The sequence below is a fragment of the Paenibacillus sp. 01L418 genome (assembly GCF_056400045.1).
The window spans coordinates 1-17,808 of sequence record NZ_JBFTSN010000098.1 but is presented as its reverse complement, the minus strand read 5'-3'; the positions used below and the strand labels follow the sequence as shown (position 1 = coordinate 17,808).

General features: G+C 46.0%; 15 protein-coding genes and 1 pseudogene. 2 read left to right on the top strand and 14 right to left on the bottom strand.

What is annotated here, in order from left to right; all coding sequences use genetic code 11:
* The 6 genes from AC1DSE_RS14445 to AC1DSE_RS14420 form a co-directional block, all read right to left on the bottom strand.
* Nucleotides 1–789: Gfo/Idh/MocA family protein (locus AC1DSE_RS14445; protein ID WP_477527814.1), on the bottom strand; the 789-nt coding region annotated here is incomplete at its 3' end.
* A 22-nt stretch (nucleotides 790–811) separates the two neighbouring features.
* Nucleotides 812–1,681, bottom strand: a complete 870-nt coding sequence (locus AC1DSE_RS14440; protein WP_441961060.1) for a sugar phosphate isomerase/epimerase family protein — start codon at nucleotides 1,679–1,681, stop codon at nucleotides 812–814.
* Between the two features lie 574 nt (nucleotides 1,682–2,255).
* Nucleotides 2,256–3,164 (bottom strand): fumarylacetoacetate hydrolase family protein, encoded by a 909-nt coding sequence (locus AC1DSE_RS14435; protein ID WP_441884957.1) that lies wholly within the window; start codon nucleotides 3,162–3,164, stop codon nucleotides 2,256–2,258.
* A 41-nt stretch (nucleotides 3,165–3,205) separates the two neighbouring features.
* Nucleotides 3,206–3,979, bottom strand: coding sequence for an SDR family NAD(P)-dependent oxidoreductase (locus tag AC1DSE_RS14430; RefSeq protein WP_339204810.1), 774 nt, complete (start codon nucleotides 3,977–3,979; stop codon nucleotides 3,206–3,208).
* 66 nt (nucleotides 3,980–4,045) lie between these two features.
* Complete coding sequence (locus AC1DSE_RS14425; RefSeq protein ID WP_441884961.1) at nucleotides 4,046–5,206, bottom strand: UxaA family hydrolase; 1,161 nt, start codon at nucleotides 5,204–5,206, stop codon at nucleotides 4,046–4,048.
* Complete coding sequence (locus tag AC1DSE_RS14420; protein WP_441884963.1) at nucleotides 5,203–5,526, bottom strand: UxaA family hydrolase; 324 nt, start codon at nucleotides 5,524–5,526, stop codon at nucleotides 5,203–5,205. Before AC1DSE_RS14420 ends, AC1DSE_RS14425 begins: the two co-directional genes overlap by 4 nt.
* Nucleotides 5,527–5,738: 212 nt before the next feature.
* On the opposite strand from AC1DSE_RS14420, the gene AC1DSE_RS14415 reads away from it, so the two are divergent.
* Together AC1DSE_RS14415 and AC1DSE_RS14410 are read left to right on the top strand one after the other, a co-directional pair.
* Nucleotides 5,739–6,611, top strand: a complete 873-nt coding sequence (locus AC1DSE_RS14415; protein WP_477510862.1) for an AraC family transcriptional regulator — start codon at nucleotides 5,739–5,741, stop codon at nucleotides 6,609–6,611.
* Nucleotides 6,612–6,745: 134 nt separating this feature from the next.
* Nucleotides 6,746–7,612, top strand: coding sequence for a phytanoyl-CoA dioxygenase family protein (locus AC1DSE_RS14410; RefSeq protein WP_477510863.1), 867 nt, complete (start codon nucleotides 6,746–6,748; stop codon nucleotides 7,610–7,612).
* 109 nt (nucleotides 7,613–7,721) lie between these two features.
* Here the strand turns inward: AC1DSE_RS14410 and AC1DSE_RS14405 are convergent, their stop codons facing one another.
* The 8 genes and pseudogenes from AC1DSE_RS14405 to AC1DSE_RS14370 all read right to left on the bottom strand — a co-directional run.
* Nucleotides 7,722–8,519, bottom strand: coding sequence for a polysaccharide deacetylase family protein (locus AC1DSE_RS14405; RefSeq protein ID WP_441884994.1), 798 nt, complete (start codon nucleotides 8,517–8,519; stop codon nucleotides 7,722–7,724).
* A gap of 96 nt (nucleotides 8,520–8,615) precedes the next feature.
* Nucleotides 8,616–10,328 carry a hypothetical protein gene (locus AC1DSE_RS14400; protein WP_441884968.1) on the bottom strand — a complete coding sequence of 571 codons (1,713 nt, stop codon included), beginning with the start codon at nucleotides 10,326–10,328 and terminating at the stop codon, nucleotides 8,616–8,618.
* A gap of 1 nt (nucleotide 10,329) precedes the next feature.
* On the bottom strand, nucleotides 10,330–11,412 hold the full coding sequence (locus AC1DSE_RS14395; protein ID WP_441884970.1) for a glycoside hydrolase family 88/105 protein: 1,083 nt from the start codon (nucleotides 11,410–11,412) through the stop codon (nucleotides 10,330–10,332).
* Between the two features lies 1 nt (nucleotide 11,413).
* The gene (locus AC1DSE_RS14390) at nucleotides 11,414–12,484 is read right to left on the bottom strand and encodes a TolB family protein (RefSeq protein WP_477510864.1); all 1,071 of its coding nucleotides are present in this window, start codon (nucleotides 12,482–12,484) and stop codon (nucleotides 11,414–11,416) included.
* A gap of 26 nt (nucleotides 12,485–12,510) precedes the next feature.
* Nucleotides 12,511–14,853: a helix-turn-helix domain-containing protein gene (locus AC1DSE_RS14385; RefSeq protein ID WP_441884974.1), complete on the bottom strand. Its 2,343-nt coding sequence runs from the start codon at nucleotides 14,851–14,853 to the stop codon at nucleotides 12,511–12,513.
* A gap of 56 nt (nucleotides 14,854–14,909) precedes the next feature.
* Entirely contained in the window at nucleotides 14,910–16,523 is a 1,614-nt protein-coding gene (locus AC1DSE_RS14380) for an extracellular solute-binding protein (RefSeq protein WP_477510865.1), read from the bottom strand.
* A gap of 79 nt (nucleotides 16,524–16,602) precedes the next feature.
* Complete coding sequence (locus tag AC1DSE_RS14375) at nucleotides 16,603–17,409, bottom strand: carbohydrate ABC transporter permease (protein ID WP_441884978.1); 807 nt, start codon at nucleotides 17,407–17,409, stop codon at nucleotides 16,603–16,605.
* A gap of 100 nt (nucleotides 17,410–17,509) precedes the next feature.
* Nucleotides 17,510–17,808, bottom strand: a pseudogene (locus AC1DSE_RS14370) (sugar ABC transporter permease); the annotation flags it as partial.

Genomic DNA, 17,808 nt, shown 5'->3' with positions numbered 1-17,808 from the left:
CTCTTTAGCATCGGTTGTATTTAATATCCATGACGCCTCCAAGAAAATCGTAGCGCCGTTTTCCATTTTAATAAATCCAAAAGCCGAGTCTTCTACATCATATCTTTCCGGGTCCCATGCCCCCATCATATTGCCTTCGAACTTATCCGCCATTTTATGATAGACAGAACCACTCACCGACTTCGGCTTATAGTTATCCATGAACCATAATGCCAAGTCCAGCGCATGCGTGCCTAAATCGATTAACGGTCCGCCGCCCTGCTGCTCTTTATCCAAAAAGACACCCCATGTCGGCACTCCGCGTCTGCGCACGGCATGAGCTTTAGTCATATAAATGTCTCCTAAATCACCTTCGCGGCATGCCTTATGCAAAATTTGAGAGTCATTTCTAAATCTATTCTGATAGCCAATCGTCAGTTTCTTGCCTGTCCGCTTAGCCGCATCTACCATTTTTTTGGCTTCAATTGAGTTGATCGCCATTGGCTTCTCACACATGACATGTTTGCCCGCTTCTAGTGCATCAACTGTTATATAAGAATGCTGCAGGTTCGGTGTTAATACATGAACAACATCAATTGATTCGTCTTCGAGCAGCTTTTTGTAATCGACATAAACTTTAGCGCCCTCGCTTCCAAAATCCTGAGCTGCCTTTTGCGCTTTCTCTTCAATAACATCACAGAAGGCAACCATTTCACCCATATGTGAAAGCTTGGCTAACGATGGCATATGCTTCTGGTTTGCGATACCGCCGCAGCCGATGATACCGATTTTAAGTTTTCCTTTGTTCATTGAACATTCTCCTCCTTATGGGCTATACATATTGTTGAAGCACGGTTAGATCCTTGCGAATGCTGCCAAACTTGTCTTCCGACTCGCCCTCGTTCTCCACAAGCGCATAACGGACATGCCCCATTGCGCGGATTTGCTCGTACACAGCTGCAAAATCAAACCTGCCTGTGCCAAGGTCAACGAAGTCCCCAGGGCCAATATGCTTCTGATAGATTTGAAATGGTTCAAGCCCCTCTTCGCTGCCTTGCTGCATAGCTTCCATAATATTGAGCTGGCCGGATAGATTATTGCTTATATCCTTCTGGTGGACAATATCACAACGATCGCCAAGCTTCTCTAACACATGAATCGGATCTATGCCTGCACGTACGACCCATGCCATATCGATTTCAAATTTCACATAGGATGGATCTGTATTTTCCAAAATCAAGTCGAACAGCGTTTGATCACCGACCGCTTTAAACTCATGCGCGTGATTATGCAGATAGAACTGGAACCCGCCATCCTTCATTTTTTTGCCGACACTGTTCATTTGCTCCGCCGCTTTCAGCGTATCCTCACGATCTTTGATCCACACGGATGGGAGCACGATTCGTTGGCAACCGATACCCGCGTAATACTTCATAAGCGAATCCCAGTCATGCGAAATCAATTCTTGCCCTGGCATCGTGCCTTCATGAACCGCTACTGCATTTAGACCAAGCTCACGAAACTTATCTCGAACCGCTTCCATAGGAATTTCATCGATATATCGTGTAAAGGACTTCATATTGAATCCGATAAGCTCAATATTTACATACCCTGCAGCAGCAACCTTCTCCAGCGTTCCAAAGTAATCCTCACCAAGCTCCCTGTATACGGAAAAAATATTAATGCCTGCTTCAATAGTCATTCGGCGAAATACCCCCATCTCGATTGGTTGATTGTGTTCTTATTTATTATGATAGAATACCGGAGACTTTCTTTCTTTCACGTATCCGTCATTCTATTATTGAATTTCCGCACTGTGGCTGTCGGAATGAAAGATTTGCCGCCAACTTTTTGGATAAAAAAAAGGGACTGTCTCAAAAGTAGAATTACCTCCACTTAAAACAGACCCTGTTTTTTTTGATAGAGCTTAGGCAAAACGATGTCCTTCCCTCATCCTACTTATAGCTAGCGAACCTAATAGCCCTTATTTAGAACATTCATCGTGGCTTATAATTGTAACGAACTCTAGAATCGTTATTTCGAGAAAAGTTGCTCATAACCACTTATAAAGCATGCTATAACGTTAATAAGGTTCGTTAAAATTAAAGAAAGGACGTTTTCTGCGTAATAAGCATAATACAGTTCGTTAGTGAAATAATCTTGAGATGTTATCCGCTGGATGAGCCCGTTTATAGCCAACCGCATGTCATTCTTTAATAATAAAAAAAAGAAAGCCTCAATGAAACAGGCTTTCTCCACTCACTGATATATGCTGTTTACTGAACTTCCTCTACAAACCGGTTCGTCAGCGAACCCAGCTTCTCGATTTCGATCGTAACCGTATCGCCAGCCTTCAGCCATACCCGCTTCTCTTCCGGGTAGCCGAGTACAACACCCTCAGGCGTTCCAGTAAGAATAATATCGCCTGGCGACAATGTCATATGCTGTGAGACATAGCTTACGATTTCATCACAGCTAAAAACCATATCCGAAGTATTGGACTGCTGACGTACTTCACCGTTAACCGTGCAGCCAATGGACAGATTGTTAGGGTCTGCAATTTCATCTGCAGTGACCAAATAAGGACCGAGCGGGCTGAACTTGTCCAGTGATTTGCCAAGCAGCCACTGCTGCGTGCGCATTTGCAGATCCCTTGCGGACAAGTCGTTGACGCAGCAATAACCGAAAACATGCTCCAGCGCCTGCTCCTTCTCGACATACTTTGTTTTCTTGCCGATGACGATAACTAGTTCAGCTTCGTAATCAACCTGACTTGTCACCTTTGTTGGAAGCGGAATATCTTCTCCATGAGCAGCTACGGTGTTATCGAATTTGTTGAACAAAATCGGATACGCAGGAATTGGAGCGTTGGTCTCATGCGCGTGTTTGCGGTAGTTCAGTCCGATGCAAATAATTTTGCCCGGCTCGGTTACACATGGGCCGAATGTAATATCCTCTTCGCGAAATAGGGCAGCAGAATATTGTTCTGAAGCTGCGGAGACTTCCTCCACAAACTGGCTTAACGAACCAAGTGCATCCGAGCCACCTTCGATCACTTCCATAACTGCTGTCGGTACATTCGGCTTATTGTTGATTTTGAGTGCCTCAACGATATCCAAGACGCCACTCGCTAATTTAACTCCTAAATGAGAGCCATTTTCTTTTTGAATGACAAGCAATTTCATAGTTATCTTCCTCTCTTTTGTGGATGATTCATACTGCCGCGTCAGGCATTTTTGCCGAACACGACGCCTCCATCAATATAAAGCGGTGAGCCCATCATAAAGCTCGACTCATCGGATGCAAGAAACAGTGCCGCCTTCGCTACATCTTCCGGACGGCCTAATTCATTGCTGAGCTGCCGTGATTTTAGCGATGCGATGGCAGCCTCTGGGTCCTCGTAAGAGGTGCGTAAATAGTTTTCAACAAACGGCGTCATAATCGTACCCGGCAAAAGTGCATTCACACGAATATTGTACTTAGCATAATCGACCTGCATCGATTTGGTAAGTGCCAGTACCGCTCCTTTGGTTGCTGCATAAGACGCGCGGTTTGCAAGACCCATCTCTGCAATACAGGAAGACATGTTAATAATCGTGCCGCTCGCTCGTTCCATCATATGAGGCAAGACATACTTGGAAGGCAAGTAAACCCCGCGAATATTGACCCGGATCACGCGATCCCAGTCATCCGGCTCCACCTCATGAAGCGCCCCTACACCGCTAATGCCGGCATTATTAAACAGGACGTCAATTCGGCCGTGCGCGGCAAGCGTTTCGCTTACCATGGATTGAACGGAATCTGGATCAGTAACATCCGCATAAACAAACGAAGCCCGCCCCCCTAGGGAGTTGATCTCTTCTACCGTTTCATTTCCTTTATCTGCGTTCAGATCGTTAACCACAACAAACGCGCCTTCCTTGGCGAATAGCAGCGCCGAGCTTCTGCCAATGCCTGAACCTGAACCGGTAATGAGGACAATCTTATCCGCTAATCTCATATACTAAGCTCCCTTCTATATTCGAATTCATGCCCCAAAACTAACCACGTGACTCACAAAATGTTCCTATAAGCTAGGTCCGATACGGTTAATGCTGAATTCTTGATGACCCAGCGTTTCTGCCTTCGTCCATTTTCCATCCGCTACATCTATGATTTCTTGCCATATTTTCTCTCCTGCCGACTCCAAACTCAGCATGCCGCCCAGCATATCGCTGACGTCGACGTCCATATTATCTTCCATCCGCTCAAACATCCGTTTATTCCCTGTAATTTTGATAACTGGCACGACTGCTGCCCCCGTTGGCGTTCCTCTGCCCGTCGTAAAACAAACGATATGAACGCCCCCCGCTGCCATGCCCGATACACATTCGATATCATTGCCCGGCGAGTCCATGAAGTAGAGTCCGCCCTCCGGTATTTGTTCTGCGTATTCGATAACTCCTTTAATGGGTGCTTTCCCGCATTTGCTAATGCAGCCTAGTGATTTCTCTTCAATCGTAGAAAGACCGCCTTCAATATTGCCAGGACTCGGATTGCCGCCCCGCATGTCAGCGCCCATCCGCTCTACCTCTTTCTCGAAACGGCCGACAATATGATACAGCATATCCGCCGTTTCTGGCGTGGCACAGCGCTGTGCCAGCACATGCTCGGCGCCGATAATTTCGGTCGTCTCGCCGATAACGATTGTTCCGCCTGCTGCGATTAAAGAGTCCGCGGCTTCACCAAGTGCCGGATTCGACGACAAGCCGGAAGTGGCATCGGAGCCGCCGCATTTCACGGCTACCTTGAGCTTTGACAGCGGAACAGGCACTTTCGGCTGACGCTCAAGCTCCACCATCATTTGTTTGGCTAGTTCCGTTCCATGCTGGATCGCTTTCACTGAGCCGCCAACCGACTGGATATCAAATACTTCCACAAGTTTGCCGGTTTTACGAATATCCTCTGCAAGCGCGTAGGGATCCACTACCTCACACCCTAGACTGATGATGATCACTCCGCCTACATTTGGATTTTTCCCAGTTCCCGACAGCACCTCGAAAGTACGTTCCTTGTCCGCTCCGATCTGGCTGCATCCATGCTGATGAGGAATGGCCACAGTACCCGGTACTAGCTGCATGATTCGGTTGCAAACCTGATTGGAACAGATGACCGTTGGAATGATGAGCAGATGATTGCGGATGCCAATATCTCCGTTCGCTCTTTCGTACCCCATAAATGTGCTCATGCTTCCACCTTCCCGGCTATATCGCCTCTGCCGCGTATTCCTTCAATATTGTGGACATGAACATGCTGCCCCACCAAAATGGCCATGCTCGCTCGCCCGATGGTTTCGCCGTATTTCCGCACTTCCTGTCCTTCACTAAGCGCCTTAATCGCCAGCTTATGTCCGAATGGGATAACATCAAGTGCTTTAATTTCATGAATTTCCTCACCATCTCTGTAGCGAATGGTTTCTTCAGCTTCAACATCACGCAGCGCCATCACAACATGATCTCGGTCATCCATAATTAAAGCATCGACGCCATCTGTCATTTGTTGTTTCATTCAGCCACTCCTCCATCTTTTGTTCGTTTATGACTAATCGGTTTACTATCCAATTTTTAATCGTTATCCTCCATAATAATCGAGCATTTAAGATATGAAAATTGCGAGAAAACGCTTAAACATACCCTATTTTGACTATTATTCGGATAGCCATTACACTAGTACCGAACAGCATATTTTTATATCTTCCTCATCAAGGAGGTACCGCCAAAATGAAGCCGATTCGCAAGCAATTTGATGCTGCTGCTTCTTTTCCATTCGAATTCAGCTATCGTGCGGTAAAGGATTCGCATAATGAGCTGCCCAACCACCTGCATGATTGGCATGAAATCGTCTATGTCCATTCGGGAAAAGGCGTGTTTTTTATTGATGGCTCCTTCTATGCCATAGAACCCGGTGATTTATTTCTGCTCCCTGGCAACACCGTCCATCGTGCATTGCCGGATGAAGAAGCTCCGTTGACGGTGAGCGCCATTTATTTTCACGGACGTATCGTTCAATGGGACTCCTTAGGCGATACCTTTTCTTTTGTTCAATGCTTTGAGGAGGCTAACAAGCGGAAAAGCCAGAAGCTCAGTCTGGATACATCCGACCAGCACTTAATAGAAACGATGCTGGTTCATATTAACGATGAGTTGACGATGGATAAACCAGGGCGCCGCCATGCTGCCGTCCTTCATCTGCTCCAGCTGCTGCTTCTGCTGAATCGCCAAATACCCGCTCCAACAGCCGAACGGAAACATACGGGTGCGCCGGAGTGGATGAGGCTAACGCTTCGTACAATAGACGAACATCCTTTTGGTGACGTCAGCTTATCCACGCTAACCGCCAAAGCGGCAGTGAATCCATCACATTTCACGCGTGTCTTTAAGCTTCTTACTGGTATGACGCTAACTGAATATGTCACGGCAAAACGGATCAGTCACGCCAAGGAGCTCCTTCTATCCTCGGATGCGCCAATCCATGCGATAGCGAGCGAATGCGGGTTTGAGAGCCTGCCACATTTCCATCGCACATTCAAAAAACTAACTGGAACGACGCCAGCCGGCTACAAACGCAGCAGCCTATCGTCAGACTTTAAATAGGCGCAGCAGGGACTTCATGTTAAGCAGGTTAGCGGATGTATTGATAAATCATCGTACTGTTATCTAAATACAGCTTCAGCTCCTATTTGGTACGATGGGTTCAATTGTTGATAACGAATAGGAGGAAATAAAACATGACAAGTCCATCTAATTTCGGTAGTTTAACGAAAGAACAAATTGATTTTTATAATGAGCAGGGCTATCTTGTGCTTCCAAATCTGCTGTCGGAACAGGATTTAGCGCCCGCCAAAGAAGCGATGAATAAGAAAGTATCCATGATTGCAGATGAGTTAATGCATGCAGGACTTATTAGCGATAAACTGGAGCATCGGCCCTTCAAATATAGGCTCGCGGAGTTGTTTGCGGATTTAACCTCAGAGGAATTTCTGAACTACGGTAGAAGCTGGCGTGATAGACTGCCTGGCTACTTCGATTTAATGAGCAATCCAAAAATTTTGGACGCTGTGGAATCCTTAATCGGGGGAGAGCTTTTTTCCAATCCGGTCTACAACACAAGACCCAAAATTCCGAAAGTTGCTGCTGGAGCAGTGCCTTGGCATCAAGATAAATCATATTGGCCCGATGCCAATTCTAATCCTGTCATAACCGTTTGGATTCCTCTCGTCGATGCGAACGAAGTTAATGGCTGCTTGCATATCAAGCCTAAGACTCATCGCACGAAGCTATTGGAATGGCATAGCGAAAGCCATACAGGTACAGGCTACACGGCGTTGCATGAAAGCCAGCTGGGAAAAACAAAAACTGTCGTCTTGCCCGTTCCAGCTGGAAGCGCGATTCTTTTTAATGACCGTTGTCTGCATATGTCCACCCCCAATGAATCAGACGAGGTGCGCTGGAGCGTAGATTTGCGATATCAACCAACGGATCAAGATCCCATGCCATCCCATGGCGCAGGTTTTCTAGCAAGAAGCTATCTTCACCCTGAAAGAGTAGCCACTCTGGAAGATTGGCTTGCAGAAAAGCCCGAACACAACACATAAAATATATGGGAACTTAGCATTTGTTCAGCCAGAAGAGCGAGATATGCTCTTCTGGCTGTTTATTCTAGAAGCTGCCGAACTTCAGGAATGGCGAAAGCTTAGCCTTATTTTAAAACTGAGTAACTTGACCTGCACTAATTTTAATAGGCTTATCGTCCACGCTTATCCAGACGTCGAGCGCAGAAGGGTTATGAACAATGCTTCTGTCTACTGAGAATCTAAGTCTCTCGAGCGCCTGCATATAGGCTATAATCTCTGCATTCGTAGCATGCCAGATGGTATCGTTATCCTTTAGCAGCTCCCCCGCTTGATCAATAATCTCCCAGTTATCGTCATTGTCAAACTCATAGCTATGGCCCCAAACATAAAGCAAAGACATTCTACTAAACCATTCCTTAAAGTCTTTGAAAATTTCAACTTGTTCTAGCAATTGTTTATGATGACATGTTGGATGCCAACGAAGCGGATCAGCTGGCATATCGAATCTGCCATGGCTGTTCACCGTTCTAGCATATTCAATTCCAAGCGCTGGAAGCATCGCAACGACTTTGTCATTATAAGTTCCAAAAGGATAACTCATTCCACGTACCGGATATTGTACAAGACTCTCCAGCGTCCGCCGATCTTCCAAAATTTCATGTGCTACTTGATCTGGTGGAGAGATTTCTAGAAAAGGGTGACTAACCGTGTGCGCAGATACTTCATGGCCTTGAAAGAGCGTTCTAACCTCTTCCGCTGTAATATATCCCTCGCGCCCAAGAAAACCAGAGTTAAGATGAAAGGTACCTTTGAAGCCATACTGATTTAATTTCGATACGAGCTGCCGGTCTTGAGTGCGCCCATCATCATAGCTGAAGGTCATAGCCTTCGTTCGTCCTTCTGGAAATAACGTGTACTGAACTTTCATCACATTTCGTCCTCTCTTATTCTTTTTGCTCAGCTGGACTATACACACTGCTAAAAGAAAAACCCATCAGTTCGATGGGTCAAGCTTTGTGGATAATTACAGCATACTAGGCTTCAACTGCAAAGTAAGCGCTATATCCTCATTATTCCAGCTTGCACTAATAGTTGCAAGCTCTTTTGTACGTTCGATTTGCGGCTTGAAGCTATCAACTCCTTGTCCTATGCAAAGAGAGAAAAGAAATGCAGCCTCGTTCATTTTTTGAAAATCAATAACCTTCTTTTCACCGGTATGAAGTACAAGGTCGATGCCCAGCAAGTCACCCTTCCTAGTTACTTCCCAGCTCCAGTCTCTGGCTGCCTCACCTGCACTCTGATCATCAAAGGCTGCAAACCAGCTGCGCAGCGATACCAGCGTCTCCCCTATTCGAAGGCTAACACTGCCTTTCTCCACTACGGTGCTGACCTGATCCAAAGCGCCGCCAATTTCCAGACGGAATCGCAAATCTGACGCTTCGATTGAGCCATGAATCATATCCAAATTCGGGTGGGTATCACCGCCATTGACGACAAAATTCACTCCAAACAACAGATGGTTCTCCCGCTGCTCCCCATGAAAAATAGCAGAACAATAATCATAACCATCGTGCAGCGCACGCAGATGCAAGTAAGTCGCCTCGCCACCATTATCAACATAGGCGAGCAAAGTCCTTGTCTGGTTCCACATAATCTCTTTGTTGAAGCTGCCAAGTGTATAGGTCGGCGTCATATAAGTAGTTGCCCACTTCTCTTTACCGTTTCCATTGATCCCGAAGCATTCCCTTATCGTCCGCTGACCGAGCGCAAGGAAACCTTCTACATATTGCTCTGGACATACAGCGCCGCATTTATACCAATCTTCATAATAAGGAAGTTCATCCTCCATATAAAAAGCCAGCTTTCCTTTGGTTGCTAATTGTAGAAAAGCTTTGCTTTGAGGTGTAAGCAGCGTTTTGTAACAACGGCTGTGCGGACCGGACCACTGCCTTGTACCGGCATGAAAATGATCCGCTACACTTTTCCATGCGATGTTCAGCAAGTCGTTTCCAAGCTGCTTTGCATAATCATTGCTCGTTTCCGTTACAATAGCAGACAGCTCCAAAATAGCAACATAAGTGTACGTCGGACTATTATATTCTTGGAACGCCTGCCGAGGCATTGTATAGCTATGCAGCTTTTCCAGTCGTTCCAAACCGTATTTTGCATAATCCTGCCGCTCGAACCATTCACCAGCGATGAGCGTAACGAATGCGCCCATAATTGCAATGTTAGTGTAATGCGGTCCAACATTCCGAATGATAATCGCGTCACAGGCATTACAAATAGCTTGTTTCACCGACTGCCGCAGCGTCTCTGGCAGCCTTGCATCGTGCCTTGAAATGATCAGCACAAGCAGCTTGCCGCAAAAGTCAGCCCAGTTCCAATCAGGAGGGGACATTTGATCAAGCGGCTCCTCATAAAACCAAGACCAGATACCGAATGTATTGCGGCTCCGATCTGTATCCTGCAAGGAAACGATTTGCTCAATAATATCGAAAGCACGCTGCTCATAATGTTCTTTCCCTGTATCCAGCAGACCCAGCGCATAGCTGAGCGAGCTCCGTGTTGAATGGATAAAATCAGCCTGTTTAATGGTCGTATGATAGCCGGGACTACTGAAGGGTGACCTAAGTAAACGGTTTTCTGAATTGTACTGGGAGTCTAGGGAATCAATCAGCTCAATCAACTTGTTTCTGTTATCGAATGAATTATTGGAATTGTCCACTATGTTCATTTCATCCCTCACCTGTAATCAAGTTATCTTCGTTTGCTTGCTCAGAAGTCAGCAAGAGCATAAATTCTGTCAACAGCTGTAAAGTTAAGCCTTGCCCATAAAGTGTCGGATAGATCGGAATCTGATTATAAGCGTCATCGGATGGCATAATAGGTGTTCCGCCCGAGACACCTGCAACTTCACCATTAGAATTAATTAGCGACAACACTTCAGATAGCGTTCGCTCAGCCGGCTCCAGAAATGAGGCGTCAAGCATACCTGTGTTGACTCCTCTAAGAAAACCGCATGCAATTCCAGCACTTGCCGAGGTTTCTTTATACGTATCCGTGCGATCCAGCACCGTATGCCACAGCCCGTCTGCAGCCTGGCAAGAGCGTAGTGCAGCGGCAAGAGTGGAATATCGTTTGTTAAGCTCTGTTGGTATGGCTGCTAGCCCGCTGATTTCACTCACAATCTCGGGTATGCTCATAACGATCCATGCATTGGCGCGAGCCCAACGAACCGCTGATAAATGGTTGCCTGCCTCACAGTTCCAGCCGTGAAATAACAATCCCGAATTCGAATCCTGCAGCAGCTGCAAATGAAGCATGGTCTGCTCTAGTGCCTCTGTAGCCAACTGCTTATCACCCGTCGTTCTCGCCAGCCTAGCTAGAAATAAGACAGCCATAAATACCGTATCTGCCCAAACCTGTTCACGGAACTCGGCAGCCTCCGTAACGGTGTGCTCGAAAGCCCGCTCGCGTGTACGCGGCGCTTCATTCAGCATCCACTGTGCAATTTCCTGTGACTTGGCGAGCAGCCAAGCCTCTCCGGAGCGGCGATATAAGGAAGGAAATACGGCAAAAGGCGCCATTGCATTAATTACTTTCTGAGCATCGGCCTTATGCTTATTCTGCTCTACCCATTTTTCCACGTACTGGATCGCTTCTTCTTGCCCTGACTTCTCACCATAATCCAAAATTGAGATGATACCGACACCAGGAACCCAGTCCCACTGATTCATATCCATGCCCCAATTCCCCTGATGATCATCGGTCATATAACTGTAGATTTTGCTCATCGCCTCTGCAATCTGCCCTGTCATATCAGTTCTCCTCAGTGAATTGATCAATGTCGATGATGCCAATCCATAAGTGCTGCTCCTCATCTGCAAAAGTAAACGACACCTTTTTACTATCGGGACTGAACATGGGGTGGGGATGTCCGGGATGATCTCTCCATAGAGGCAGCTCGCACAGCAGCTTGGAGGTTCGCTTCTCCAAATTGATGAGGACGATTTTGCTTACCTTCATTCCCTCTTCAAACGTATCCGCAACGGCAAAACGCCCATCTGGACTCGGCGCTACATGCCAGTACCTGTAGTCGCCATTGATAAGTTCATGATCTTTGCCCGTTTTTTCAACCCGATATACTCCTGTTGGTTTTAGCCGGCTTTGCGGATACTTGACGAAATACAGATACTCCCCATCTGCTGCCCACATCTCGTGCCCCACATATTCCACATGCTCACCTGTATCCAGCCGCTGCTGGCGAAAAATATTACGTATCTCACGCGTCGTTGTATCCGCAACGTAGATACGATCTGCAATATGGTCTGTCCTGCCCTCATGGGCAAAAAAAACAAGCTGATCATAACGAGGATTAATCATCGAATGATTCGCAATAGGGTAGGGCTCTTTAAACCCCGGTGCAGCAACAACAGAGACCTCACCTGTGAGGACCTCAACAATCCCGACTACCCATTCCTCGCCGCGTTTCCAGTAAGTTCCTATTTTCTTTCCGTCATTTGTGATGGAGAGTGGACCATACACCTCAGTCCCAACCTCCATTCTGCATACGTTGCGAGACAGCATCGTATGCAGATTAAACTCATAAATCGCAGATCCGACATAATAATAGAAATAATCATTTGACGATACAACACCGCATCCCCAGCTGAGGTTTTCTATCAGTGTTTCAACCGCACCCGTCTCTATATCAAAAAGAACATAACGCCCTTTAAAGCTCTCATCTATGTCTGTACAGACCATAATATTGCGGCTGTCTGCCATCCAGGTTTGAGCTGTAAAATAGTTTTGGCCGGTATCCGTACCAGGGTTTCCAACAGCCTGAATAGCGATATTCGTTAAAGGATCCTTCAACTTGCGAATGATCATGCTGCACCCTTCCTCTCCTCTATAGTTCAAACCTCTCCATCTTCTTCTCTCCGCGCCCGATCTCTGAATTCCGTAGGCGTTAGCCCTGTTATTTTCTTGAATAATCTCACAAAGCTATTCACATTTGTATAGCCTACGCCCTCCGCAATATCGCGTATTTTCTCTTCCGTATCCTTCAGCAGCTGCTTGGCCTTGTTCATGCGCGTCTCCATCAAAAAATCGATAAAATTGCACTCCTGCTGTTCTTTAAACAGCTTGCTGAGATGAGATACGCTCAAATGAAATTCGCTCGCGAGCAAATTAAGCGACAGGTCGCTGCGCATATAATGTTTTTGAATATAGAGCATCACATTGTCAATGACATCATTTCGTTCCCTGTTGCTTCGCTTTTCCTTAATTCGTTCGATGAAGCTCGAGAGTGATTGGATCGTAAAGGCCTCAAGATGGTGCAGCTGCTCATACTGGTTCAACATTTCAACCATGTACTGCTCCGGCAAAATCCCCTCAGGGTCAACGCCAATTTCTACAGTGGCTGTCGCGGCCTTCATCAGGCATTGTACAATCAGCTGCATAATCATTTCCGGCGGCACGACATGCTCGGTGAACGATTCGAACCATCTGTGTACTTGCAGCTTCATCTTCTCTGTATCCGACACCTTAACCGAAGCGACAATCCCATCTGTCATGGCAAATAATCGGTAAAATTGCGGGGATTGCTCACTGAACACATCCTCTTTCGTAATAATCGAATTGCTCCCCATTACGAGCTTATAGCTCAGCGCCTCAAGCGATTGCTTATAGGAGCGATGAATTTCGTTGACCGTTTCAACAATATCTCCGATGCCAATCGTAATCGTGCGGTTAAAATACTCCTGAACGAAATCCTTCATTAAATCAGCTACTGCGACCGCCCGCATCATATGGCGCTGCGGATCATCTTGATCACCGAAGCTCATAATGACAGCGCATTTGCCAATGCTCACTTCCACTGCAATGCCGCGGCTCTCTGCATTCATCAGCTCCTCTGCTACATTGCAGAGCGCATAGGCATAAAGCTGCAAATCCCGCGGCGAAGCAATTTCATGCTTGTTGTCAAATTCAATGCTCATGACGACATAATGCTCTAGATACAAACTAATGCCAAGCATATCCATATAAGGCTGCAGCACTGCAATATTTTTGCGTTTCTCAGAAAGCAATTCAGTGAGCAGCTGCCATTTGATAAGCGGCTTGCTTTCAATTACCTGCTTATGCAGCTCTTCCCGATCTTGCAAAATATGTTGTACCGTCGATTCGAAATATTGAAATTCATCCGTGTATTTCCGTGTTGTTCCTTCCTTCGGATGAATTGTCAAATGCCGAGTCATCGCCTGAATAAAACGATTAACTGGCTTGAAAATCCAGCGGCCTACCATCGCTGCCGATGCCGTTGCCACCACAAACAATACAATGGCAAGAATAAGCAGGCCATTGCGAATGGCATAAAGCGGCTTTAGAAACTGCGCTTCCGGCACTACCCGAACAATATTCCATCCCGTATAGTCTGACTTCACATAAAAAACGGAGGATGCTGTCCGTTCAACCTGCTCAGAAAAATGGCCGCTCGTTTCCGAGGCATTCAATATCTGGTTAATATACGGAAATTCACTAATGTCCTTGCCCAGCTTGCTCTGGTCTGCATGCAGCACCACGACGCCTTCACTATCCATAATAAAGGTCTGTCCTTTATCCATCGCAGCCGTATTGCGAATCAAGCCGTACAGCAGATCCTCCTTAATATTTACGGCGATCGCACCTTCCCGCGTACCTGACGAATGAATAAGCGGATAAGAGCGTACYAGCGTTACAACATTGCGGTATACCGGATATTGCGAGTGATTAAGCTGTACCTTGCGAGTCGACATCCAATTGAAATATCCATCATACTGCTGAAATTCTGGAATCCATGAGAAATCCAGCTTATAATCCTGTTCAGTCAATACATTTCCTGAAACGAGCCGCTGCGTGCCATAGGAATAAAGATCGATGGAAAAGAGATAATCAATACTATTAATCGCATTCGTAATTAGAGTGGATACGCGGAAAGCATTGTTCTTGCTCTCCAAATCGGTCAGCTCATCATTGAAGAACCGTCCCACCTCAGACGTCTTCAGCAGCTGAATTGCCGATTTATCAATATGCTTAAGCGACAGCTCCAGCTTCTGATCCAGCTGTCCTAGCAGTTCCATGTTCGTACTGGTCAACTGCCGCTCCAGCTGTCGGTTGAATACGGAGTACGTCAAAAATGCAGAAGAAAAAACGAGGAAGAACAGCAGCATCGATAGTACTGCAACCGCTTTTACAAGCCGCCGATTTTGTACGAGCTTCATATCTGTTCCTCCTTCATTTTTGTCTTGTCGCGCAAATGCTTCGAATCTAAAAGAATCTAGAAGCTGGCTTTATTGTCTTCATACCACTTCTGGGCAATCTCTTCTGCTTTTTCACCACCAAGGCGTTTCCATTCCTTGCGAATCTGATCCAGTGCCCATTGACCTGTATATTTGTCTCCTTGGGTTACGGCATTAGCACGTGTTTCCCTAATGAAGGTATCCAGTGTTGAACGGATTTCATTAATTTCATCAAAGCTTGGCTGATATGGAATATCGCGGCGGAACTCATTTTTCAACGCAATATCGAGCGATTCCATATCAAGCTTAGCAATGCGCTGTGACAAATCATCGCTGGCCGCTTGAACAAGCAAATTCTCGGCTTTAAAACCGCTCTCGTCACGCAATACAGCGTATTCTCCTGCATAAATAACTTCTTTTGTAAATTTATCCGGATCAAGACGTTTCGCAACGTCACCTACCATTTCATGATGGACGCCTTCCTCTCCATTCACGAGTGTGAACCAGCCCTTCTCCAAAATCCAATCCAAATACTCCATAGCGGCCTTCGGATTTTTCATATCCTTATTGAAAGTGACATAAAATAGCGGCGAAGCCTCCTGATACGTACCATATTTGCCATGCGGAGTAGCAACCGCTTCCAATGGCTCAGGCTTGGCGTCCGGCACATTAATGAGTAGATCCTTCGTTATAATATCGGTATTACCGAGTCCCCATTGCCCCATATAGATTCCAGCTTTACCTGTTGTCCACAACTGGGTTGCACGCTGATTGTTGCTATCCGTTAAATATTCACGATCAACAAGTCCCAAATCATACAGCTGCTTCTCCAGTTCAATCGCTTCACCAAAACGGTCAAGGGTTGCACCATATACCATTTTCCCATCTTCCACATACCATTGATTGTTCATGGCCGCATATAGAGCAGAGTAAATATCGAATGTCGTATGACCGACTATTGGCGTGCTGTCTGGGTAGCGTTCTTTCATTGCTTTGGCTACAGCAACAAGCTCTTCCACTGTCGTCGGCCTCTCAAGCTTCAATTCGTCGAGCCAATCCTGTCTTATCCACATGCCATGGTTTACAATGCCGGTAATCGCACGTTTCGTCACTGCCGCATAAACTTCTCCATTGAAAGTAATATAGGGCAGCAAATCCGGATTTTCTTCCAAATATTTTTTGTAGGTCGTGCTGTATTTCTCAATATAATCACCGATCGGTTGAATAACTCCTTGGGTGACCAGCTTGCCAATATATGTCCGGTCATATTCCCACAGCAGGTCCGGCGCTTGTTTCGATGCAATCAATACGTTTAGCGCATCCTGTGCTTGGTTGCGCGGTACAGGTACGATCGTTACATCAATACCCGATTGCTCGCGAATCCATTTTACCCAGCGATTTTCTTCATAGGTACCCTCATCGCTTGACACTGCTCCTCTATCAAACGTGGAAATGCTGACCTTCTTAGGCATCCCATCATAGGGATCTTTCTCGCCTGTAGAGGACTCGTTGGCAGGTTTGTCAGTGGCCTTGTTCGTTGTATTCGTAGAACTGCTGTTTTCCCCACTGTTGGAACATGCCGTTGCCAAGAGTGCCATAATCATAATCAGCATAAGCAACATTTTTCCTTTTTGTATTCTCTTCTGTTTCATACTTGACCTCCTACAAAATAATTTTTTTATATCAAAATGTGCATTCTTGGCACCCTTGATATTCAGCTCAAGCCGTACATTATCCTTTAATTGAACCAAGCAGCACGCCTTTAATAAAATGCTTTTGCAAAAATGGGTACACACACAGAATCGGCACGATAGCAAACACGACTGCTGCAGCCCGAATGCCTTCCGGCGTAATCGAGATTTGCGACACACCTTCACCGCTTCCACGCAGCAGTTCTGGACTTACCAAATCGATCATCTGGTACAGCTTCACCATCAATGACACTTTATCCGTACTTCGAATGTAGATTAAGACATTCATATAGGAATTCCACCAGCCCACGGCATAAAACAATGTTAATGCAGCGATGACCGGTTTGGAGAGAGGCAATATAATTCGCCATAAAATAGTGAAATCACCGGCACCGTCAATCGCAGCGGATTCTTCCATCTCGTCAGGCAGCCCTTCCAGAAACGATTTCATAACGAACATATTGTAAGCGCTTATAAGTGCTGGCAGCCAAAGTGCCCAATACGTATTGGTAAGTCCAATGCTATTGATAAGCAGAAAATTAGGAATTAATCCACCGCTGAACAGCATCGTAAATAAAATAGCCATCAGCATGACATTTCTGCCTTTTAGTCTCGCTTTAGAGAGCGGATAGGCAGCAATGATCGTAAAAATCATATTCAACGCTGTTCCGATGACCGTAATGATGATGGTGTTCTTCATCGCTACGATTAATTGGCCGTCTTTCAGCAGCTTTAGATAGGCTTCCATATTGAAATCAACTGGCCACATGAAAATTTCCGCGGCATTGATTGCCCTGCTGCTGCTAAACGATACAGCAATAACGTTAATAAACGGAAATAACGCCATGTAAGCAAGCAGCGCCAGCAAGATGTAGTTAAGCCAGCGAAATATGACCGAAAAAACGCTATGTTTTCCAAGCTTCAGGTTGCATCACTCCTTTCATCCCTTACCACAATCCTCGTTCTCCCAGCGCCTTAATGATTCGGTTCACCGACACAATAAGAATGAGCGCAATCAGTGATTGGAATAAGCCTAATGCAGTTGTGTAACTATACTGCAGGTTGACAATCCCCCTTGTGTACACGAAGGTGCTGATAACCTCGGCCACACTCGTTACTGCCGGATTCCTCAGTGCATATATCTGCTCGAAACCAACGTCCATCATTTTTCCTACTTGCAAAATAAGAAGAATCGCAATTGTACTGCGAATGCCTGGCAGTGTCACATGCCAGATCTGTCTTATTT

Coding starts and splice junctions, on each gene's coding strand:
- AC1DSE_RS14410 (WP_477510863.1), top strand. CDS start 6,746: ATGACAAGTCCATCTAATTTCGGTAGTTTAACGAAAGAACAAATTGAT.
- AC1DSE_RS14380 (WP_477510865.1), bottom strand. CDS start 16,523: ATGAAACAGAAGAGAATACAAAAAGGAAAAATGTTGCTTATGCTGATT.
- AC1DSE_RS14390 (WP_477510864.1), bottom strand. CDS start 12,484: ATGATCATTCGCAAGTTGAAGGATCCTTTAACGAATATCGCTATTCAG.
- AC1DSE_RS14415 (WP_477510862.1), top strand. CDS start 5,739: ATGAAGCCGATTCGCAAGCAATTTGATGCTGCTGCTTCTTTTCCATTC.
- AC1DSE_RS14395 (WP_441884970.1), bottom strand. CDS start 11,412: ATGACAGGGCAGATTGCAGAGGCGATGAGCAAAATCTACAGTTATATG.
- AC1DSE_RS14375 (WP_441884978.1), bottom strand. CDS start 17,409: ATGGCGTTATTTCCGTTTATTAACGTTATTGCTGTATCGTTTAGCAGC.
- AC1DSE_RS14435 (WP_441884957.1), bottom strand. CDS start 3,164: ATGAAATTGCTTGTCATTCAAAAAGAAAATGGCTCTCATTTAGGAGTT.
- AC1DSE_RS14405 (WP_441884994.1), bottom strand. CDS start 8,519: ATGAAAGTTCAGTACACGTTATTTCCAGAAGGACGAACGAAGGCTATG.
- AC1DSE_RS14440 (WP_441961060.1), bottom strand. CDS start 1,681: ATGACTATTGAAGCAGGCATTAATATTTTTTCCGTATACAGGGAGCTT.
- AC1DSE_RS14425 (WP_441884961.1), bottom strand. CDS start 5,206: ATGAGCACATTTATGGGGTACGAAAGAGCGAACGGAGATATTGGCATC.
- AC1DSE_RS14420 (WP_441884963.1), bottom strand. CDS start 5,526: ATGAAACAACAAATGACAGATGGCGTCGATGCTTTAATTATGGATGAC.
- AC1DSE_RS14400 (WP_441884968.1), bottom strand. CDS start 10,328: ATGAACATAGTGGACAATTCCAATAATTCATTCGATAACAGAAACAAG.
- AC1DSE_RS14430 (WP_339204810.1), bottom strand. CDS start 3,979: ATGAGATTAGCGGATAAGATTGTCCTCATTACCGGTTCAGGTTCAGGC.